Here is a 20,508-nt window from a genome sequence, read left to right as displayed (position 1 = left end):
GGTGACGGTCAGTGTGTTGCGGAGCCGGCAGCCGGCGTGTCCGAAGGCGCGGGCAGGGGCGCATGCGCGGCGAGCGCCGACTTGCCCGCGAACGCGAACAGCAGGCCCGAGGCCGCGAGCGAGAGCGCGGTGAGCAGCGCCGCATAGGGCGCGGCGGCCGCGAACGCGAGCGTCGAAGTATCGGACCAGACCTGGGTGGCGAGCGTTTTGGTGCCGATGGGCGCGAGCAGCAGCGTCGCGTTCAGCTCGGTCACGACCGAGATGAAGACCATCGACGCCGCCGCGCCAAGCCCGGGCGCCGCGAGCGGCAGCACGACGCGGCGCAGCGTGGCGAACCAGCCGAGGCCAAGCGAGCGCGCCGTTTCTTCGAGGCGCTGCTGCGCTTGCAGCAACGCCGCGCGCACGCTTACGAGCGCGAGCGGCAGGAACAGGATGGCGTAGGCCGCGATCAGCAGCGTGGTGCCCTGGTAGAGCGGCTCGAGCATGCGCACGGCGAGCGAGACAATGGCGAGTGCGATGACGAGGCCCGGCACGCCCTGCGCGATAAATGCGGTGCGTTCGAGAAAGGTGGCGGCGCGGCCAGGAAAGCGTGCGAGCAGCCACGCGAGCGGCAAAGCGAGCAGGGTCGTGAAAACGGCGGCAATGAGCCCGAGCCGCAGTGACGCAAAGGTGGCCGAAAACAGCAGTTCGGGTGAGACGTCGGCGGGCGTGATCGCAGCGGCGCCGGGCTGCGTGAGCCAATAGACGATCATGCCGAGCGGCACGCCCAGCGTGCCCACGTTGAGCGCGGCGAAGCCGGCTGCGACCGGCCAGCGCCAGCGGCCGAGCGTGTGGCGCACGGCGGCGCGGCGCGCGCCGCGATCGACGCGCTCGTAGCGCGCGCGTCCACGCACGCGGAATTCGAACACGAGGCATACGAGGCACAGCAGGATCAGCACGCACGCGAGCAGCGATGCGCCGCCGCCATCGAAGCTTGTGCGGTATTCCGCGTAAATCTCGGTGGTGAAAGTGCGAAAGCGCAGCAGCGTGAACGCCCCGAATTCCGAGAGCACGCCGAGCGCGACGAGCAGCATCGACCCGAGCAGGGCGGGGCGCAATTGCGGCAGCACGACGCGCGCGAAGGTGGTCCAGCGGTTGCAGCCGAGCGCGCGCGCGCATTCTTCGAGCGCGGGATCGAGCCCGCGCAGCGCCGCGGCCACGGGCAGGTAGACAAGCGGGAAATAGGCGGTCGTGATGACCACCAGCGCACCGAGAAAGTCCTGCAAATCGAGGCTCAGCGAGACCCACGCATAGCTCGTGATGAACGCCGGCATCGCGAGCGGCGCGGCGGCGAGCAAGGCCCACAGGCGGCGCCCCGGCACGTCGGTGCGCTCGACAAACCAGGCGAGCGCGGTGCCGAGCACCGCCGAGGCGAGCGTCGCGCTCACGGTGATGCTCAGCGTGTTGACGAGCAACTCGCCCACGAGCGGCCTGAACAGGAGCTCGCTTGCATCGGCCAAGCCGAATGAGAGCGCGCGCCAGAACGTTAGCGCAAGCGGCAACAGCACGAGCACGGGGCCGAGCGCCGCAGCCAGAAAAAGCGCGCGCGGCGCCCGCCGGCGTACCGGCTTGCTGGTTGCATCGTCCGTGCTTTGCAGTGGCATGATTTGCGCCGGCGTAGTGGCTTCACTCACGATTTATTCAGTCATCCATATCGAATTACAGCAACCCGGCCTGGCGCAGCAGACGGCCTGCCTGGCTGTCGTCGCCGAGCTGCTGGATGGTCAGCGCCGGCGGCTTCAACTGATCGAACGGCTTGTTGATCGGATCGCCCGCCACGCCGGGACGCAGCGGATATTCGAAGCTGATATGGCCTTGCGCAATAAGCTTCTGCGCTCGCTCGCTCACGAGATAGGCGAGAAACTTCTGTGCGCCGTCCGGGTTGTGTGCGGCCTTCATCGCCGCCGCGCCCGAGACGTTCACGAGCGCGCCCACGTCGCCGTCGGCGAATTGGGCGACGGCGCTGCGGGTCTGCTTGTCGCCGAGTTCCGCGTGCAGACGGTCCCAATAGTAGTTGTTGATGATGCCGGTTACGACAGCGCCGCGGTTGACCGCTGCCGTCACGCCTTCGTCGTCGTCGAAGACCTGCGCGTTGTTCTTCAGTCCCTTGAGCCAGGCGAGCGTCGCGGCTTCGCCCTTGGCGGCGCGTACGGCCTCTACGAGCGGCAGGAAGTCGGCGTCGCTCGGCGCGATCCCTACCTTGCCCTTCCACTCGGGCTTGGCGAGGTCGAAGATCGACTGCGGCAGTTGCGAGGGCTGGAGCTTCGTCGTGTTGTAGACGAGCACGTTCTCGCGCGCGGTCACGCCCACCCACTGGCTGGCCGGCGAGTTATAGCGGGCGGGAACCTGCGCGAGCGTCGCGCTCTGCACGGGCGCAAGCAAGCCCTTTTCCTCGAGCAGCATCAGCTCGGGGGAGTTCTCGGTGAAGTAGACGTCGGCGGGCGTCTTCTCGCCTTCAGCCACGAGTTGCGCGGCGAGCGCCGGGCCTTCGCCGCTGCGGATCTTCACGTCGATGCCGGTCTGCTTCTCGAAGTCCTTGGCGAGCTGGTTCACCACCTGCTCGTGCTGGGCGCTATAGAGCGTGATCGAGGCGGCGTGCGCGGCGAGTGGCAATGCACTTGCGAGCGCGATGGCGAGTACGCGTGCACGGATAAACGTCGTGTTCATGATCTGTCTTGGTCCGTTCTTGTCGATTGAATCCGGAATGAATCTGCAATAGGGCTTTTTTCAGGCGTCGAACAGCTCGGCGCCCACGAACGAACCGGCCTTCGCGCCCGGCGGACACGCGAAGATCGCACTGCCCACGTGGGTGGTGAACTGGTTCATCATGTCGAACTTCGCGAGCTTCTCGTTGATCGGAATGAAGCCCGTGCGCGGGTCGGCCTGGTGGGCGATGAAGATGAGACCCGCGTCATATTCGGTTTCCTGGCGCCATGGCGGCCAGCGTTCGATGTAGAAGTTCGTGCTGTCGTTATACGAGTACGAACGGCGCAGGATCTGCGCACCGTTGTTCGAAGCGCGGTTCGAGAGGCGCACGTGCGAGTTGTCGGGAATCAGCGCATTGCCGTCCTTGTCCTGGGCGTTCAGGTCGACGGCATCGAATTCCTTGTCTTTGCCGATGGGCGCGCCGCTGTATTTGCGGCGGCCAAACACCTGCTCCTGGAAGCCCAATTCCATCTGGTCCCAGTGCTCGAGCGTGATGCGAATGCGGCGCACCACCGTATAGGTGCCGCCCTGCATCCATGGCGCGTCGGAGGCGGTGGCCCAGACGAACTGGTTCATCGCCGCCCGGTCGCCGGTAGGCGGATTGTTGGTGCCGTCCTTGAAGCCCATGAGATTGCGCGGCGTTTGCCCGCGCGGGCCGGAGAGAAAGCCGGCCTGGCCCCAGCGCATGCGCAGCTTGCCGTAGCCCTGGCGCGCGAGTTGGCGCACCGCGTGAAAGGCCACTTGTGCGTCGTGCGCGCAGGCCTGCACGTAGAGGTCGCCGCCGGTTTTTTCGGCAATCAGCTGGTCGCCATTGAAGCGCGGCAAGTCGACGAGCGCGGCGGGCCGCAGGTGCGCTAGCCCATAGCGGTCCTTGCCTTCCGAGGTGAACAGACCCGGGCCAAAGCCGAATGTCACCGTGAGGCCGGCCGGCCCGAGACCGAGGACGTCGCCGGAATCCGGCGCGGGACTGTCGTTGCCTGCGCCGTCGAGTGCCGCCGCGCTATGGCCCTGCGTCATGCGCGCAGCGGACTCGGTCCACTCGCGCAGCAGCTTGATCACGTCGTCGCGCGACGTAGTCGTAAGGTCGAACGCCGCCACGTAAGTGTGCGCCTGCTGCGCCGTGACGATGCCGCCCTGGTGCTCGCCGTAGAACGGCTCGACAGCATGTATCGGATCGGCGGCCATGGCGTGTTGCTTGCCTTCGGCGGCTTGCGCCTGGCCCGGCACAGCAAGCCCCGCGCCAAGCGAAGCGCCGGCTGCAATCGCGGCGCCGCCGGCCTTCAGGAAACCGCGCCGCGCGAGACGCGCCGGACGGTCTTGGGAGTCTTCGGAGGACATGTTATTTCGCCAGCACAAGAGTGTTCACGTCGTCTTCGACGTAGTAGAAGCCATCGCCCGCCGGAGTGAGCGCGATGCCGAAGAGGTCGCCGCTGCCCGGCGGCGACTGAGCCTTGTCGGTGTCGATCCAGCGTGCGTAAAGCTGCTTGCCCGTTGCCGGGTCGATCTCGACAACCTGGCCATTGAGCGCGTTGGTCACGAGCAGGTGGCCCTGGGGCGTCGCGATCATCGCAAGCGGGCGGTGCAGCAGGCCATCGGCGGTGAGCTGGCGGCCCACGCCCGCGCTCGTGTCGCGCGTGAGCGGATCTTCGATCACGTTGATGCGATTGCCGATCGCGTCCGACACGTAGAGCTGCTTGTTGTCGGGCGAAAGGGCGAGCCCGGTCGGGCCGACGAGAAACACGCCTTTGTCGGCCTGCGCGCCGAAGCCGCTCGCCACCACCGTCTCGCTCTTTACGACCGGCGCCTGGCCGTGCGCGATATCGAGGTCGAGGCGCAGCACCGTGGATTGCTTGAACACGGGTGGATTGCCGTCCGCGCCGCCCACGCCGAAGCCCGCGTTGCTCACGAACAGCGTGGCGTGGTCGCCGTTGTCGACCACGGCCATGTTGCCCCACGGGTCGTTTATGTTCGGCGTACTGATCGCTTTGGCAATCTTGCCGCTGCTGTCGAGCACGATCAGGCAGCCCGCACCCTTGGTGTTGGTCGTACCGTCGTTGCTCGGCGTGCTGCCGACGATCACCCAGCCCGACTTCAGCATCGTCATCGCGGTGGACAGTCCCACGCCGCCCGGGCACTCCTTGAGATCGCGCGGAATGGTCGCGAACAGCGTCATCTGCTTCGTGTCGGGGTGATAGTCGACGATGGTGCTGCCGGTGCCCTGCAGGTTCGCGGCGTTGTTGAAATTGTCGACCAGCACGTCGCCCTGCTTCACGGTCCCGGCGCTCACCGGCGCGACATAAATCGCATACGGGTTCTGGTCGCCGTTGTCGGGTACCGTGTTGATGAGCGTGGTGTGATGGTGGACCGTTTCGAGCAGGCCCTGCGGGTCCGCGTGCGCGGCGAGCGGCGTGCCGCCGAAAAGGGCGGCAAGGCCGAGCGCGAGTGCGGCGCGCGTGGCATGGGCAGAGCACAGCAGGAGCTTGCGCGTGGCGTGGTTCATCGTATTGCTCCGTACGGCGCTTGGGGCATGCGTGAACGATGCGGCTTCGATCGCCGGCGTGCTTGAGGGCCTGGGGTTGAACATGATGCTCAGGATCAGAAAGTAATGTTGGTGCGCACGCCCACCACGAAGGTGTTGCGCAGCGCCTGGGTCGGGTCGCTCGGGTTCTGCCCGGCGCCGGCGTTGAAGGTGTACTGCGCGTCGGCCTGCAACAGCCACCACGGCGTAACCTGATATTGGTACGTCGCTTCGAGCGTGGTCTCCTGGGTGCGCACACCGTATGGCCCCGTGTTGAAGGCGCGATAGTCCAGATCGAGGTCGTGCACGTTATTGCCGACCTTGATATAGGTGAGCGCGAGGCCGACGCTATCGTTGTCGCGGCCCTTGAACGGTGCCTTCATCACGATGCCGGCATTGGCGGAGAAGTCGACGAGATTGCGGTCGCCCGGCGCGCCCATCACGCGCGCGAACACGCCGATGCTGCGCGCCTCGTCGGGGTCGGGGCGCCAGATCATCTGGTCGGCCACGGCGTAGATGCTGAAGTTGCCGTGATGCTGTGCGGCGATGCCGGTTGTGGCAGGGTTGTTGAGCGAGAGCCCGGTGTTGTCGTAGCGCTGGTCGGCAAACGCGTTGTTGTTGTACCAGAAGCCGAGCTTGTAGGTGCCGGGCAGCGCGTGGCTGCTATCCGCGCTCTCGAGTTGGCCCTCGGACGGTTGGTTGATCGCGTACTGCAACTCGCCGATCACCATCGTGCCGTTGTGCAAGTTGAAGTTCGTGCCGCTCAAGTTGCTCGGGTCGTTGCCGAGCGGGTCGCCGTCGAACACGCCAAGCAGGCCGGTGAGCGCGGGCGCGATCTGGCCGCGCACGCGCACGCCGAGCCCCGCGAGCGGATAAGCCGGCCCGCCCGACGGCATGTCGTACGAGGGCAGTGCGGGCCAGCCGAACATCGTGTTGACGAACAGCGCGGCATACTGGCTCGTGATGAATTCCTGGTCGATGCTTTGCTGACCGATCTTCACGTCGACTTTCTTGTCGAGGAACGACTGCTGGTACCACATTTCCCACAGGCGCGTGGAGGCTTGCGCTTCGATACCGCTTGCCGTGTTCAGCGTGCCCAGATTCCGCGCGCTCAGGTTGGTGCCGTGAATCTGCAGTGCGCTGACGTTGAAGAGGCCGCCGGGAATGCCGAGCGCCTTGCTCGTGTCGACCTGGACCGTCGCGGTGGTGAGGCCGTCATAGGTGCCGCCGCGATTGAGGCCGCCGCGCAGGTTCGCGAGGTATTCGCTCGTTTCGGTTAACTGAAACGTCACGCCATACTTGCCGAGCCAGGGGCGCAGGCCGCCCATGTCGCCGAGCAGGTTCTGGCGGGTCCAGATGCCGGTCCAGAAGTTCGACGGTTGCGCCTGGATCGAGAGATCGGCTTCGGGAGCCTCGGGCGCCGCGTCGGGGTTGCTGCTGGTCTGCGCCTGGGCGCTGCCGCATGTGAACGCAGCGCACGCCGCCCAGATCGCGAGCCTGTGCGTCGCGGGGGGGCGTCGTGAAAATGAGCGGGCTGACCTGGTGAACTTCATCGTAGTCCTTACTTTTTGCTTTCTTCCCTGACCGGACCGCATCGGTGTGCGCTATTCGCAGCTGGCGTGAATCATTTACGTTAATGGCGGCGCCATCGTACTCATTGTGAATGGGATCGTCAACACGAATGAGAATGATTATCAAAACAATTACGTGGTGTAAGCGCGGGTATTACTGAAGCCTTTCAGAAGTGGCTCTGGTGATAGCAATTAGCCAGCTTCGACGGTATTCGGTATGAAGAAAGAAACCGAATATCATCACGGCATTGGGCCGGTTTCCGGGCCATTTGGATTCCTTCGAATAGCGAGTCGCCTTCATGTCCGACCTCGATTTCCATTTCGACCTCGATCGTTATTTCGCGCGTATCGGCTACCGCGGCGAGCGCCGCGCATCGCTCGACGTGCTGCGTGAACTGCATCGCCTGCATCCGCGTGTGATTGCGTTCGAGAACCTCGATCCGTTTGCCGCGCGCCGCGTGTCGGTCGCGCCGCCCGATGTGTTTGCCAAGCTCGTGGCGTCGCGGCGCGGCGGCTACTGTTTCGAGCACAACACGGTGCTCGCGCACGCACTCATGCAGCTGGGTTTTCGCATCGAGCCGCTGGCCGCGCGCGTGCTGTTCGGCCGTCCGGCTGGCACGATCACGCCGCGCACGCACATGCTGTTGCGCGTGCATGTGGACGGCGCGGCCTGGCTGGTGGACGTGGGTTTCGGCAGCGCCTCGCTGTGCGCGCCGCTGGCGTTCGCCGAGCGCGGCGCGCAGGAGACGCTGCTCGAACCCGCGCGGCTCACGCCGCTCGGCGATCGCGAGTGGAAGCTCGAGCAGTACGACGGCAATGAATGGATCGACGTCTACCGCTTCGACGACGCGCCCGCGCAATGGGTCGATTACGAATTGGCGAACTGGTACACATCGGCGTCGCCGCAATCGTTTTTCACCGAGAGCCTGATCGCCTGCATCGCGCGCGAAGACAGCCGCGCGATTCTCTTTAACGACCGCTATACGGAGCGCGACGCGAAAGGCCAGCGCACGACGGAGCGCACCATCGAGAATGCAGCGGAACTCGCGCGCTGCCTGAACGAGCAGTTCGGCCTGGATACCGCGGGCTTCGACATGGACGCGCTGTTCGCGCGCGTGCAAGGGCGGGGCGCGAGTCGCTAGCGAGCTTTGCATGGGATCGGAGTAGGTGCTGAAGCACCCACTCCGATCGACAACTGAAGCGCTAACTCTGGCCGACAGGAGGACACGTTGGACAACGCTCTCGTCAAGCGTCTGCTCGTGCAGACGTTCATCTGGCTGGTGTTTCAGGGCGCGCTGCTGTTCGTCGCGGCCGGCACGCTCGCGTGGGGTGCGGCATGGCTGTGGCTGCTCGAATGGGGTGTGCTGGGCTCGTGGATCGGACTGTGGCTCGCGCGCACCGACCCCGGCCTGCTTGCCGAACGCCTCGCGCCGCTCACCCAGCGTGAGCAGGCGGTCTGGGACCGCATCTTCATGATGGCGGTCTCGGTGGGCTGGTGCGCGTGGCTGTGCCTGATCGGCATCGACGCCATGCGCTTTCACTGGTCACACGTGCCGTTCTGGCTCGGCATGTGTGGCGCGGCGGGGATCTTCGTGAGCCTGTACGCCATGCGCGCGGTGTTCACGGCCAACCGCTACGCCGCGCCCGTCGTGAAGATCCAGCGCGACCGCGGCCACACGGTGACCGATAGCGGCCCCTATGCCTACGTGCGCCATCCCATGTATGCGTTCGCGATTCCGCTGCTGGCGGGCACGCCGCTCATGCTCGGCTCGTGGTGGGGCTTTGCGTGTGTGCCGTTGATGGTGGCCGGGATCGGCTGGCGCGCAGTGCGGGAAGAGCGCGTGCTCGCCGCGGAACTGACTGGCTACCGCGAGTATCTGGAGCGGGTGAAGTATCGGTTCGTGCCCGGCGTCTGGTGAATCGCGCGCGGGCAGGGCACGCTGGCGCCGCTAAAGTGCGGCGCGCCAGGCACACTCAGCGGCTGCGGGCGGCATTCGCGCCGCCGCCATTTGCCAGTTCGTTCGCGTAGCGCCGATAAAGCCAGGCGAGCGCCGTGCTCGTGAGCAGCGCGAAGGTGACATTGACGACGCTCTGCCCGATGGCGAGCACGGTAATCCACGCGGGCGTTTCCACGTCCTCGGGCGTGACGCCGGCGACGCCCAGGCCAATCAGCGCGAGCACGCCGCAGACGAGCAGCGGCAGCGCCGCTACGCACGAAACGCCCAGCACGCTCCAGAAGTGTCCACGGCTGTCACGCCACGCAGCGCCCAGAGCGAAGCGCCCGCCGATTGCGAGCGACGGATAGAGCAGGCTGAGCCGCACGCCGATGAACACCCAGATCGCGCCGACGATCAGCGAAAGAAAGGCCACGCCGCCCTCGTGACGCGGGCGCAGCACCAGCCACAACGCAGCCGCGATGCCCACCAGCGCAAGCATCATGACGAGGCCCAGCGCCACGATGCGCAAGAGCGGTCTCGCTCCGGATGCGACGAGCGGCGTCGTGGGCTCGTCGAGCAGCACGAAGCGGTAGACCTTCAGCGTGAACCAGACATAGACGAGTGCATTGAGCAGCGAGGCCAGGTTGGCCAGCAGCACGAGACCCGTGGACGGCCCCTCGCCGTCGCCTGGCAAGGGCCGGCCGGCCAGCGCCAGCCCGCCGAGCACGGCATAGGCGACGAAGGTGCCGAGCACGAGCGCCGGCATGCGCGTGAACGCGTCCCGTGTGCTGCACCACGCGTGTTTCACGCATTCCATGAAGGTCATCTGCTGCATGGCTTTTATCGCTGAAGTTACAGATGGCCTACAGTATAGGGCCTGTTATTAGTGGGAACAGGCCCTAACGCGGCGCGCTTTATTTAACGGCGAAGAGCGTGAGGTTCATGAAGACCTTGAACGCGAAGCCGAGCGAGATGGCCGCGCCCACGCCGCCGCACCAGAGCAGCACGAACCAGAGCCAGCCGGGCAGCGCGCGCGTTCGCGGCTTAGTGGTAGTGATGGATGTCGCCATGACGGAGCTTGCCTCGGAAGACCCAGTAGCTCATCGCTGTGTACGCGACGATGATGGGCAGGATGAACGACGCGCCGATCAGCGTGAAGGTCTGGCTCTCGCGCGGCGCGGCCGCTTGCCAGAGCGTGAGCTGCTGCGGAATCGCATAGGGCCACAGGCTCACGAGCAGCCCCACGTAGCCGAGCAGCACGAGGGCGAGCGCGGCGGCGAACGGCGTCTTGTGGCGGCGCGACTGCACGGCCCAGCGCATCCAGATGGCGCTCGCGAGCACCAGCAGCGGCACTGGCGCGAGCCGCCAGAACAGACCCGAACCGAACCAGCGTTGCGCAATGACCGGGTCTTGCAGCGGCGTCCACACGCTCACGAGCGCGATGAAGCCGAGCAGCATGACCGTGAGCGGCCACACCAGCTTGTGCAGGCGGCGCTGCAGATCGCCCTCGGTTTTGGCGACGAGCCAGCAGCTGCCAAGCAGCGCATAGGTCGCCACGAGCCCGAAGCCCGAGAGCAGGCTGAACGGCGTGAGCCAGCCGAACGCGTCGCCGGCGAAGCGCCCGTCGGTCATCGGAATGCCCTGCAGGAAGGCGCCCAGTGCGATGCCCTGGAAGAACGCCGCGCCCGTCGAGCCGCCGATGAACGCGAGATCCCACAGATGCTTCGTGCGCTTGGCCTTCGCGCGAATCTCGAAGGCCACGCCGCGGAAGATCAGGCACACGAGCATGAACACGAGCGGCAGATAGAGCGCCGAGAGCACCGTCGAATAGACGATGGGGAACACGGCGAACAGCCCCGCGCCGCCTAGCACCAGCCAGGTCTCGTTGCCGTCCCAGACGGGCGCGACCGTGTTCATCATGAGGTCGCGCTCGTCTTCGTCGGGGAACAGCGGAAACACGATGCCGATGCCCAGATCGAAGCCGTCCAGCACCACGTAGAGTAAAAGGCCGAGCGCGATGATCGCGGCCCAGATGATGGTGACGTCCATGTTTGCGTTGCCTCTTTTCGATTGCGGTTCGTGCGGGGTCGTGTGGGTCCGGGCATCACGCGTCGATCAACTGATCGGCGGCGCGCGTCGGGCGGCGCGCGGGTTGGCTCGCGGGTTGGCTCGCGATACGCGGGGCGGGCGCGATGGGGGCGGCAGGTGCCGCGGGCGCGCTCCGCGCGCGCTCGCCGGGCAGCGCGGGGCCGCTGCGCATGAGCTTGAGCATGTAGTAGATGCCCGTGCCGAACACGAGGAAGTACACGACGACAAAGGTCATCAGCGAGACGCTGACCTGCTGCGTCGTGAGCGGCGAGACCGCTTGCGAAGTGCGCATCACGTCGTAGACCACCCACGGCTGGCGGCCCGCTTCGGTGGTGATCCAGCCCGCGAGCAGCGTGACGAAACCGGTGGGGCCCATCGCCAGCGCGAAGCGCTGGAACGCGCGCGACTCGTAGAGCGTGCCGCGCCGGTGCAGCCACCAGCCGGCCACGCCCAGCACAATCATCAGGATGCCTAATCCAACCATCACGCGGAAGGTCCAGAACAGGAGCGTCGAGTTCGGGCGCTCCTCGGCCGGGAACGATTTGAGGCCCTTGATTTCGCCGTCCCAGCTATGCGTGAGGATCAGGCTGCCCAGATGCGGAATCTTCACGGCGTAGCGCGTGGTTTCCGCTTCCATGTCGGGCAGGCCGAACAGGTTGAGCGCGGTGCCGCCCTGCTCGGTGTCCCAGATGCCTTCGATCGCGGCGATCTTGGCGGGCTGGTATTCGCGCGTGTTCAGGCCGTGTGCATCGCCCACGATGGCCTGCAACGGCGCGAGCACGAGCAGCAGGCCGAGCGCCATCGCGAACATCTTTTTCACGGCGGCGTCGCGCCGGCCTTTGAGCAGATGCCACGCGCCGGTCGCGGCGACCACGAGCGCGGCCACGATGAAGGCGGCAATCGCCATGTGCGCGAGGCGGTACGGGAACGAGGGGTTGAAGATGACCTTGAACCAGTCGGTGGGCACGACATGGCCGTCCACCACCTTGAAGCCTTGCGGCGTCTGCATCCAGCTATTCGACGCGAGAATCCAGAAGGTGGAAATGAGCGTGCCGATGGCGACCATCAGCGTTGCGCCGAAGTGCGCGCGCGGGCTCACGCGGTTCCAGCCGAACAGCATGATGCCGAGGAAGCCCGCTTCGAGAAAGAACGCGGTCATCACCTCGTACATGAGAAGCGGTCCGGTGACCGGGCCCGCGAACGAGGAGAAACCGGCCCAGTTGGTGCCGAACTGGTAGCTCATGACCACGCCCGAGACAACGCCCATGCCGAAGGCCACGGCGAAGATTTTCGACCAGAACAGGCACAGGTCCTTGTAGAACGGTTTGCGGGTCTTGAGCCAGCAGGCTTCGAGCACCGCGATAAAGCTCGCGAGGCCGATGGAGAGCGCCGGAAAGACGATGTGAAAGGAGACGGTGAAGGCGAATTGCAGCCGGGCCAGATCGAATGCCGAGAGTGACGATTGCATGTGCGTGCCTGCTAGTTGCTTGCGTAGCGGAAAGCGTTTTCGCGCGCGTGATGCGCCGTGCGAATGGACGTAAGCGTAGGGGAACAGGCTGAGGTTTGCTGCACTGCGACGTGCGCCAGCGTGTCGCAGTAGTCAATCGTCAAGCGACGAAGTTGTGCGCTAAATCGTTGATATGGATCAGTTTAGATTAAGGATTCACTGCAAATCGATTGGGCGGCGTGGGGTGCGCACTGCGTCAATTTGTGTCAAATCGGGCGCGATTCGTGTTGTAGGCGCCTGTGGTGCGTCAATTCGCCCAGGTGCGGGAATTCGAGACCTTCGAATCGGGAGGGCGAGGCAGGAGCGAGGCCGCGGCGCGGCCTCGCGATGGAGCATCAAGATCGTCAGGACGACGATCTATTCAATCGGGCTAACTCAGCGCGGATCGCTCCACAGCTTGCCGCCCGTCGCCCAGTCTTCGGTCTTCACGTCGGTGAAGATGATGTCGACCGATTGGGCGTCCACGCCCAGCACCTTGCAGGTGGTCTCGGTGAGCGCGGCGGCGAGTTCGCGCTTTTTCTCGACGCTGCGGCCCTCGAACATCTCGATGTGGAAAGTCGGCATAGGGATCTCCTTGTTTGCAGGGGTAATGAAACGGGTTGAGTCGCGACCAGTTGCAATCAGTCGCGATATGACGTGTCGATGCGGTCGAGCTTGCGCAGCAGTGCGGGCCATTCGAGCACGCCTTCGATCGCGCCGCCGTCGCGCAGTTGCTCTGCCGTGTGCGCGCAGACTTCGGGCGTGGGCAGCACGAGCGGCACGCCGCCCGCCTGGGCCTGCAACTGGATCTCGCAGGCCTTGATGAGCGTCGCCATCAGCACGAATGCTTCGGCGATGGTGCGGCCCGTGGTGAGCGTGCCGTGGTTGCGCAGCAGCATCGCGGGATGCGCGCCCAGGCTCGCCGTGAGGCGCGTGCCTTCGGCAGGCGAGAACGAGAGCCCTTCGTAGTCGTGCCAGCCAAGCTGGCCGTAGAAGCGCAGCGCATGCTGCGAGGCGGGCAGCAGGCCGTCGCGCTGGATCGAGACGGCGATGCCCGCCGTATTGTGCAGATGCATCACGCACACGGCGTCGGGGCGCGCGAGGTGCACGGCCGCGTGCAGCGCGAAACCGGTTGCGTTGACCGGATGCACGCTGTTGCCGACGATGCGCCCTTCGGTGTCGATCTTCACCAGATTCGAGGCGCACACCTCGTCGAAGGCGAGGCCGAACGGGTTGATCAGGAAGCGGCCGGGCTCGCCGGGCACGGCGGCGGAGACGTGCGTGTAGATCAGGTCGTCCCAGCCGTAGAGCGCGATGAGCCGGTAGGCGGCGGCAAGGTCCACGCGCAGCTGCTGCTCCTCGGCGGAGGGCGGGGCGGCGTCGGCGGCAATGCTGGCCGGACGATGGGCGAATGACATGGACTGCTCTCCTTCAGCGAATTTCGGTGAACTTCAGCGGACTTCGGGACGGGTGCCGGGCTCGATTTGCGTCCCGATGTGCAGCGTGGCGAATTTGCCCGTTTCATCGGGCAGCGCGCCGTGCGCGGTGTCGGCGCCGATTTCGGGTGATTTTGCCACCGCGCCCGGCGCAGGCGCCTGGCGCGACCGTGGCCCGCCCGGCGTGATCAGGCGCCACGCGCTGTGGGCGGTCCATCCGGCGAGCGCGAACGGAGCGGTCATGCCGGGCATGCCCAAACGCATGGCGCTCAGATGCAGCGCCGCGGCAAGCATCGTCGCACAGATTGCGGCGCGCGGGCCGAGCGAGCTGGCCGCAAGCGCCGCGAGCGCGCCGTTGAAACCGCACAGGCCTGCCGTGAAGCTCGCGGGCGGCACACCGACGGCGTATTCGATGACGGTCGCGAGCGCCGCGCCGCCGAGCGCGTAGGCCGCGGCCCGGCGCGACGACCAGACGAGGCCCGCGAGCAGCACGAGGCCCGGTAGCGCGCCCGTGGCGAAGGTGGTTTGCGCGACGCCGCTCAATACGCCCGCCGCCGCATCGAGCCAGGACGGGGCCAGATGGGCCGACGCGATGGCGCTGGCCATCGTGGTGCGCTGGTTGCCGAAGCCCAGCGCCATCCAGGGCCAGGTCGCGAGGAGGCAGGGCGCCGAATAGACGGACAGGCCCACGCGGCGCAGCCAGCGCACGAGCTGCGCGCCGATCCACGCGGTGGCCGCCGCCGCGAGCACGGCGAGCACCGCGGCCGTGACGTTCTCGCCCGCGAACGTGATGGCCGCCAGTCCGGCAAGCGCGCCATTGAAGCCTACGAGGCCGTCGCGGATCTCCGCGTACGGGTGGCCGGCCCTTCGCGCGCAGAGATTGGCCGTCGCCGCGCCGATTACCGCCGCGCACGCGAGCCACAGGTCGCACAGCGCGAGCGCCGCGAGCAGGCAGACGCCGGTGCCGGCATGCCGCTGCAGGACGATCTGGCCGAGGCTGCGCAGCAGCGTGCGCACGTGCTCGGTGAAGCCTGGCGGGGCGTCCGTGGCCGCAGCGTTGGCGGTTGGGCTGGCGAAAGCGGCGTCCGGATTGGCTTGAGCGGGCGCTGGGGTGGACATGATGGGCGAACGGGAACGAGGAAGGCGCGGCCTGGGAAATGCGGATTCGAGCGGGTCGGGGCCAGAGTGGACCACAAGGCGGACCAAAACAAAAGCGGCGGGCCGGAAACCGCGCCCGGTCGGCCCGCAGCGCGAGGATAGGCGAAGCGGCCCATCTTGCGCATGCGCGGGCGTTGATAGTCGCTATTTGCCGGTAGTATTCCTGGTGGTATGCCCACTGGGATGGCCGCTGCTGCGGCCTGCAAGGAGACGAGCCATGCGTGAGCTACGTTGGGTGTCGGAAGAGGGCGAAGGCATCGAGCATCTGGCCTTCGATTCGAGCGGCGGCGCGATCCGCGTGGAAAGCGTGGTGGTCGGGCAGCGCTACGGCCAGGCCTATGGCCTTTGCTACACGGTGCATTGCGACGCACATTGGCGCGCGACTTACGCGGCGTTCCGCGTGATGGGCGGCAAGGCATTCGCGATGCACGGCGATGGCCACGGGCACTGGCGCGATGGCGAAGGCCGCGTGCTCGAGGCGATCGAAGGCTGCATCGATATCGACATCGCGGCCACGCCGTTCACGAATTCGCTGCCGATCCGGCGCCTGAATCTCGCGCGCGGCGAACGCCGGCCGATCGAGGTCGCCTATATCGCGGCGCCGGGGCTCGAGCCCAAACGCGTCGAGCAGGCCTATGTCTGCATCGAGCCCGATCGCGAATACCGCTACGAAGGCATCTTCCGCGACTTCACCGCGAACCTGCGCGTCGATGAAGACGGCCTCGTGATCGACTATCCCACGCTGTTTCGCCGCCTGCCGCCTGCTAAGCGCTGAAGCGGCGCAGCGCTGTGTTGAGAAAAAAGCCGTCGGCAGCGGCGAATCCTACTTGTGCTGTGACAGCGCTCCGGAGTCCCATTTGCCGTTGAGCAACGCCGCATGAAGCATCCCGACTGTTAGCGGTTCTCTTTTCAAAGTGTGATTTCGTCTCATCAGATATTTGGAGAGAAGGTGATAAAGAACGCCTTCTCCTTCCATCAAGAAATATCGATGGAAGTCATAGTCTCCACGATCTACGTCGAAAGCTTCGAAGAATCGTTGCATGAAAAGATCGGCGTCGTCGCCTTGCTGCCCTAAATCGTCCTCGACGGACGTAACGGGCGTAATCGATTTTTTCGATGAAATGCAAGCTTCCTGTCTAACGAACGACTCCAGACTTTCCCATGAACGGCTTTTCATCAAAACACCCTGTCTTCAGGCGCAACGTTTCGATTGTATTTAATGATCGTATGGAACGTGATTTGGCAAACGTCATTTGCCAGCATGATCCAGCCAACGCCCGGGATGGTTCGGCCGACAAAGACGCTTAGCCTGTGCGTCAGAATCCACCGGAATCGCTTGATGCTATTCAGTGTGAAGGTCGGTAACACTTTGTGCTTGAGTTCGTATCTGAACAACGATCTAGACATGACAGAGGCGACGGATGTACCTTTCGTTGCCCCCATCGGTTTGGCCCTCGTAGGTAGTAACGGAAGTCCGGACAAAATTAATAGGACAGCTTCAACGTCGTCGATGCCAAGCTGCTCGCATGTTTCACCTACTGCGATAAATAAGAAAAATTCGGCGGGCGTCAGATTTCTATGACTTCCGTAGTTGTATGCGTTACTCATTCGATCAGCGCTCCTCTCATCTCTACCTGTGCGACCGGCAGATCATAAAGGGAGTTAGAGTTCCGAAATTTGAGAGGGATCGTTTAAGTCGATTTTCTCTCGTCACTCCGTCGCATCACGACGTCTCGCCCGCCTGCGCCTTGCCGAACAGCAGATGCTCGACGAGCGTGTTGTCGATGGTCTCGTTGTTGAGCGTGCGCGCGAGCAACTCGCCCGCGAGCAACTGCGGCGAGAACACCATGTCGGGCTGCAGCAGGCGCAGGCGCTGCAGGTTGCGGCTGTCGTTCACGAGCGCCACGGTGCGCACCTTCGGCGCGAGCTCCTTGATCGCGAGGATCACGAAGGCGTTCTCGGCGTCGTCCATGCGCAGCGCGAGCACCGAGAGCGCGGTTTCCGCGCCCGCATGATGCAGCGTGGCCGTGTCGCTCGCATCGCCTTCCACGAGATCGGCTTCGGGCGGATAGTTGTGCTGCGTGCCCGGCGACACGATCACCGTGACGGCGTAGCCGCGCTTCTTCAGGCCCGCGTACACGCTGTGCGCGAGCGGCGAAGCGCCGACGATCAAATAATGGTTTTTGCGGGTCACGTTGGAGATGCCTCCGGTCACAATGCGTTTGAGCTTGCCGCCAATCACCGGCCCGAGCACGGCGCTGATCGACGTGGCGAACACGGTGATGCCGAGCACGATGATCGAGGCCGTGAAGAGCCGCGCGGTGTCCGAGTGCGGCACGATATCGCCGTAGCCCACGGTCGACATCGACACGATCGAGAAGTAGAACGCCGTCACCATGGTGCGGATGGGCGGCGCGAACTGGTCGCCGAGATAGAGCGCGCCGAACATCGCGTAGATGAGCAACGAGCCAATGCTCAGGACCGCGAACAATGTGCTGGCGGCGAAGCTCGAGCGGTCGAAGCGCCGCCAGTAAACGAGCAGTGCGACGGCCAGCGCGAGCGTGAAGGCGAACATCACGCCGCTGCGATAGTCGCCCCACCGGCTGATGCCCGCCGCCGCCGCGAGCAGCAACAGCGAAATCACCCACGCCACGCGGGCGCGCAGCGCGATGCCGATCGCCATGGTCGTGAGGCCCGCCGCGATCACGGCCTGCGGCAGCGCGAGCACGCCGAACGCATTGATGAGCGTGATCCAGTCCTCGTACCATGAGCCGCGCGACTGGCGCAGCGCGTTTTCGGCGACGGGGCGCAGCAGCATCAGCCCGTCGATGACGAGCAGCAGCGCGAGATACCCGTGCGGCACGAGCTGGGTGGCGAACGTGCGCAGGCGGCGTGCGAAGGCTTTCATGCGGGCTTGGTGGATTCGGCGGCTCGGTGATTCCACGTCGTGCGGATCATGCGCTGCCCTGCGCGGCCGATTGCGTCGATGGCGCCTGCACGATATGCAGCTCGCGCGTGCGCAGCGGCAGTGCGCACTGTGCGTCGGTGAGCGCCTGGCGCACCTTGCGCGCGAGGCTCCAGCGCATGTCCCAGAACGTGTCGATGGTGGACCAGACGCGGATATTCAGCACGGCGGTGCTATCGTCGAAGCGGCTCACCATCACTTGCGGAGCCGGCGATTCCAGCACGTGCGGCTCGGCGGTGGCCAGCTTGCGCAGCACCTCGAGGGCGCGGTTCACATCGTCGCTTACGGAGATTTCCACTTCGAGGTCGAGGCGGCGCGTGGGATTGCGGCTGTAATTGCGGATCGAATTGCTCCACAGGCCGCTGTTGGGCACGTATTCGCAAATGCCGTCGGGCTTCGTGAGGCGCGTCGTGAAGAGATTCACTTCTTCCACGGTGCCGGCGACGCTCGCGCCGCTGCCGCCGTCGATATAGTCGCCCACCTTGAAGGGGCGCAGCAGCAGCAACATGATGCCGGCAGCGATGTTCTGCAGCGTGCCTTGCAGCGCGAGGCCGATGGCGAGACCCGCGGCGCCGAGCACGGCCACGATGCTCGCGGTCTGCACGCCGACCTGCGAGAGCGCGCCGACGATCGCGATGAGGCGCACGCCCCACAGCGACGAATCGCGCACGATGGGGCGCAGCGTGGCGTCGATGCTTTCCTGGCGCGAGAACCAGTTACCGACGCGCCGCGCAATCCACCAGCCGATCCAGAGAATCGCAATGGCCGCGCAAAGCCGCAGCGCGAAGCCGGTGAGCGCGTCCCACAGGAAATTCCAGTTGGACGGTTGAATGTGATTGAACAGGGATGCCATAAGCGCGAAGTCCTCGAAGTCTGCCGGACCGGCGCGCGGCCGGTCTGCCTGTCTGTATAGAGGACGTATTGTAAAGGCGCACGCGGTCGCGAGCCGCCTGGTGCGCAATTCGTGCGCTAGCTGGCGTGCGCTGAACGGTGCGGCAAGGTGCGTGCGCCGTCGCCTAGCGCGCGCTGCATGAGCGTCGTGTCGCGCCACGCGCCGTGCTTGAAGCCGACAGCGCGCAGCGTGCCCACGAGCTCGAAGCCGAGGCTCTCGTGCAGCGCGAGCGAGCCGCCTTTCGGGTCGGCGACCACGGCGATCATCTGCCGCCACGGGCCGGCCTCGCAGCGCGCGATCAGCGCTTCGAGGAGCGTGCGGCCGAGACCACGTCCGCGAAAGGCTTCGTCGATATAGATCGAATCTTCGACGGTGTAGCGGTACGCCGCGCGGGGACGATAGGGTGTGGCGTAGCAGTAGCCGGCCACCCGGCCGTCGATTTCGGCAACGAGCCACGGCAAGCCTTGCTCACGCACGGCGGCGTGGCGGCGCAGCAGTTCGTCCTGCGAGGGCGGGTGCTCTTCGAACGAGGCCGCGCCGTGCAGCACGTGATGCGCGTAGATCGCCGCGATGGCGGGAAAGTCGGCGGGCGTGGCGTCGCGCAGCATGGGCGCGTCGATGTGAGGGGTGTTCCGGGAAGCATTCATGGGGCGGGCGCGGGTTCGTGTGCGCCGCGCGGGCACATAGGTGCAACAGGCCTGTTGAACAGCGCGGCAACGCTGTTCACTATGCCTCGGGCCGACTTCGAAATGAAGCGCGTCAAAAATCGCGAAGCCCGGCGGCAACGTCACCCGCGCTGCGCCTGCGGCGCACGGGTCGACGCCGCAGCGCCACGCCCGAAGCGGCGCGCCCCGGCCACGCAGCCGATCACCACGACGGTCACGGCGATCATCGCGGGCGGCACTGCCTCGTGCAGCAGCAGTGCGGCAAGCACGAAACCGAAGAACGGCTGCAGCAATTGCAGCTGGCCCACGCCCGCAATGCCGCCGAGCGCGAGGCCGCGATACCAGAACACAAAGCCGATCAGCATGCTGAAGAGCGACACATAGGCGAGCCCCCACCACGAAGCCGCGCCCACCGCCGCGAACGAAGCGGGCAGGAACGCCCACGCGAGCGGCGCCATCACCGGCAGCGAGATCACGAGCGCCCAGCAGATCACCTGCCAGCCGCCGAGACGCCGCGAGAGCCGCGCGCCTTCCGCATAGCCCAGCCCGCAGGCGACGATGGCGGCCAGCATCAGCGCGTCGCCGATGGGCGAGGCGTCCACGCCGTGACGCAGCGCGAATGCAACCACGGCGCCGCTGCCGATCGCCGAGAAGACCCAGAACGCGGGCTGCGGACGCTCGCCGGCGCGCAGCACGCCGAAGATCGCGGTGGCGAGCGGCAACAGGCCGACGAACACGATCGCATGCGCCGAGCTCACATGGCGCAGCGCAAGCGCGGTGAGCAGCGGAAACCCCACCACCACGCCGAGCGCCACGATCACGAGCGGCCAGACCTCGTGCCGCTCGGGCCGGGGCGCGCGCAGGACGAGCAGCAGCAGCGCGCCGAGCGCGCCCGCGAGCGTGGCGCGCGCGCCGGTGAGAAAGAGCGGATCGAGGCCGAGCACGGCCAGCCGCGTGGCGGGCAGCGAGCCGCTGAAGATCAGCACGCCCGCGAGGCCGCAGAGCCAGCCGTCGGTGGTGGAGTCGAGAGGTTTGCGCATGAGTCGT

General features: G+C 65.9%; 20 protein-coding genes and 1 pseudogene. 3 read left to right on the top strand and 18 right to left on the bottom strand.

The window, feature by feature from the left end:
* Nucleotides 1-8: 8 nt before the first annotated feature.
* The 5 genes from HV773_RS22735 to HV773_RS22715 all read right to left on the bottom strand — a co-directional run bounded on the left by HV773_RS22735 (nt 9) and on the right by HV773_RS22715 (nt 6,816).
* Nucleotides 9-1,643, bottom strand: coding sequence for an ABC transporter permease (locus tag HV773_RS22735; protein WP_175196817.1), 1,635 nt, complete (start codon nt 1,641-1,643; stop codon nt 9-11).
* Between the two features lie 55 nt (nt 1,644-1,698).
* On the bottom strand, nt 1,699-2,706 hold the full coding sequence (locus HV773_RS22730; RefSeq protein ID WP_175196785.1) for an iron ABC transporter substrate-binding protein: 1,008 nt from the start codon (nt 2,704-2,706) through the stop codon (nt 1,699-1,701).
* A 60-nt stretch (nt 2,707-2,766) separates the two neighbouring features.
* Nucleotides 2,767-4,083 (bottom strand): iron uptake transporter deferrochelatase/peroxidase subunit, encoded by a 1,317-nt coding sequence (gene efeB / locus HV773_RS22725; RefSeq protein ID WP_175196784.1) that lies wholly within the window; start codon nt 4,081-4,083, stop codon nt 2,767-2,769.
* A 1-nt stretch (nt 4,084) separates the two neighbouring features.
* Nucleotides 4,085-5,245, bottom strand: coding sequence for an NHL repeat-containing protein (locus HV773_RS22720; protein WP_175196783.1), 1,161 nt, complete (start codon nt 5,243-5,245; stop codon nt 4,085-4,087).
* A 95-nt stretch (nt 5,246-5,340) separates the two neighbouring features.
* Nucleotides 5,341-6,816 (bottom strand): carbohydrate porin, encoded by a 1,476-nt coding sequence (locus tag HV773_RS22715; RefSeq protein ID WP_175196782.1) that lies wholly within the window; start codon nt 6,814-6,816, stop codon nt 5,341-5,343.
* Nucleotides 6,817-7,133: 317 nt separating this feature from the next.
* On the opposite strand from HV773_RS22715, the gene HV773_RS22710 reads away from it, so the two are divergent.
* Both HV773_RS22710 and HV773_RS22705 read left to right on the top strand, forming a co-directional pair.
* Nucleotides 7,134-7,976, top strand: a complete 843-nt coding sequence (locus tag HV773_RS22710; protein ID WP_175196781.1) for an arylamine N-acetyltransferase family protein — start codon at nt 7,134-7,136, stop codon at nt 7,974-7,976.
* A gap of 87 nt (nt 7,977-8,063) precedes the next feature.
* On the top strand, nt 8,064-8,753 hold the full coding sequence (locus HV773_RS22705) for a methyltransferase family protein (protein ID WP_175196780.1): 690 nt from the start codon (nt 8,064-8,066) through the stop codon (nt 8,751-8,753).
* Between the two features lie 55 nt (nt 8,754-8,808).
* On the opposite strand, the gene HV773_RS22700 is transcribed toward HV773_RS22705, so the two are convergent.
* From HV773_RS22700 to HV773_RS22670, 7 genes and pseudogenes are all read right to left on the bottom strand, one after another.
* A complete protein-coding gene (locus HV773_RS22700; RefSeq protein WP_175196779.1) occupies nt 8,809-9,606 on the bottom strand; it encodes a hypothetical protein in 798 nt (265 codons plus the stop codon).
* 79 nt (nt 9,607-9,685) lie between these two features.
* Nucleotides 9,686-9,841: a hypothetical protein gene (locus HV773_RS22695; protein WP_175196778.1), complete on the bottom strand. Its 156-nt coding sequence runs from the start codon at nt 9,839-9,841 to the stop codon at nt 9,686-9,688.
* Complete coding sequence (gene cydB, locus HV773_RS22690; protein ID WP_175196777.1) at nt 9,816-10,820, bottom strand: cytochrome d ubiquinol oxidase subunit II; 1,005 nt, start codon at nt 10,818-10,820, stop codon at nt 9,816-9,818. The genes HV773_RS22695 and cydB overlap by 26 nt, the downstream gene beginning before the upstream one ends.
* Nucleotides 10,821-11,001: 181 nt before the next feature.
* A pseudogene (locus tag HV773_RS22685) lies at nt 11,002-12,327 on the bottom strand (cytochrome ubiquinol oxidase subunit I); the annotation flags it as partial.
* Nucleotides 12,328-12,741: 414 nt separating this feature from the next.
* Complete coding sequence (locus HV773_RS22680; RefSeq protein WP_175196775.1) at nt 12,742-12,930, bottom strand: 4-oxalocrotonate tautomerase; 189 nt, start codon at nt 12,928-12,930, stop codon at nt 12,742-12,744.
* Between the two features lie 56 nt (nt 12,931-12,986).
* Nucleotides 12,987-13,763, bottom strand: a complete 777-nt coding sequence (locus HV773_RS22675) for a class II aldolase/adducin family protein (protein ID WP_175196774.1) — start codon at nt 13,761-13,763, stop codon at nt 12,987-12,989.
* Between the two features lie 33 nt (nt 13,764-13,796).
* Nucleotides 13,797-14,900, bottom strand: a complete 1,104-nt coding sequence (locus HV773_RS22670) for an urea transporter (protein ID WP_175196773.1) — start codon at nt 14,898-14,900, stop codon at nt 13,797-13,799.
* Nucleotides 14,901-15,156: 256 nt separating this feature from the next.
* Between HV773_RS22670 and HV773_RS22665 the strand changes: the two genes are divergently transcribed.
* Nucleotides 15,157-15,714, top strand: a complete 558-nt coding sequence (locus tag HV773_RS22665) for a putative glycolipid-binding domain-containing protein (RefSeq protein WP_175196772.1) — start codon at nt 15,157-15,159, stop codon at nt 15,712-15,714.
* A gap of 48 nt (nt 15,715-15,762) precedes the next feature.
* On the opposite strand, the gene HV773_RS22660 is transcribed toward HV773_RS22665, so the two are convergent.
* The 6 genes from HV773_RS22660 to HV773_RS22635 all read right to left on the bottom strand — a co-directional run bounded on the left by HV773_RS22660 (nt 15,763) and on the right by HV773_RS22635 (nt 20,501).
* Nucleotides 15,763-16,116: a DUF1493 family protein gene (locus HV773_RS22660; protein WP_175196771.1), complete on the bottom strand. Its 354-nt coding sequence runs from the start codon at nt 16,114-16,116 to the stop codon at nt 15,763-15,765.
* On the bottom strand, nt 16,116-16,547 hold the full coding sequence (locus HV773_RS22655; protein WP_175196770.1) for an STM2901 family protein: 432 nt from the start codon (nt 16,545-16,547) through the stop codon (nt 16,116-16,118). Before HV773_RS22655 ends, HV773_RS22660 begins: the two co-directional genes overlap by 1 nt.
* A gap of 115 nt (nt 16,548-16,662) precedes the next feature.
* Nucleotides 16,663-17,847, bottom strand: a complete 1,185-nt coding sequence (kch, locus tag HV773_RS22650) for a voltage-gated potassium channel protein (protein ID WP_175196769.1) — start codon at nt 17,845-17,847, stop codon at nt 16,663-16,665.
* A 46-nt stretch (nt 17,848-17,893) separates the two neighbouring features.
* Nucleotides 17,894-18,757, bottom strand: a complete 864-nt coding sequence (locus HV773_RS22645) for a mechanosensitive ion channel family protein (protein ID WP_175196768.1) — start codon at nt 18,755-18,757, stop codon at nt 17,894-17,896.
* A 116-nt stretch (nt 18,758-18,873) separates the two neighbouring features.
* Entirely contained in the window at nt 18,874-19,443 is a 570-nt protein-coding gene (locus HV773_RS22640) for a GNAT family N-acetyltransferase (protein WP_175196767.1), read from the bottom strand.
* A gap of 140 nt (nt 19,444-19,583) precedes the next feature.
* On the bottom strand, nt 19,584-20,501 hold the full coding sequence (locus HV773_RS22635) for a DMT family transporter (protein ID WP_175196766.1): 918 nt from the start codon (nt 20,499-20,501) through the stop codon (nt 19,584-19,586).
* Between the last annotated feature and the right edge of the window lie 7 nt (nt 20,502-20,508).

This window comes from Paraburkholderia caffeinitolerans (genome assembly GCF_902859945.1).
Classification (GTDB): domain Bacteria; phylum Pseudomonadota; class Gammaproteobacteria; order Burkholderiales; family Burkholderiaceae; genus Paraburkholderia; species Paraburkholderia caffeinitolerans.
This window is presented reverse-complemented; position numbering and strand designations above follow the sequence as displayed.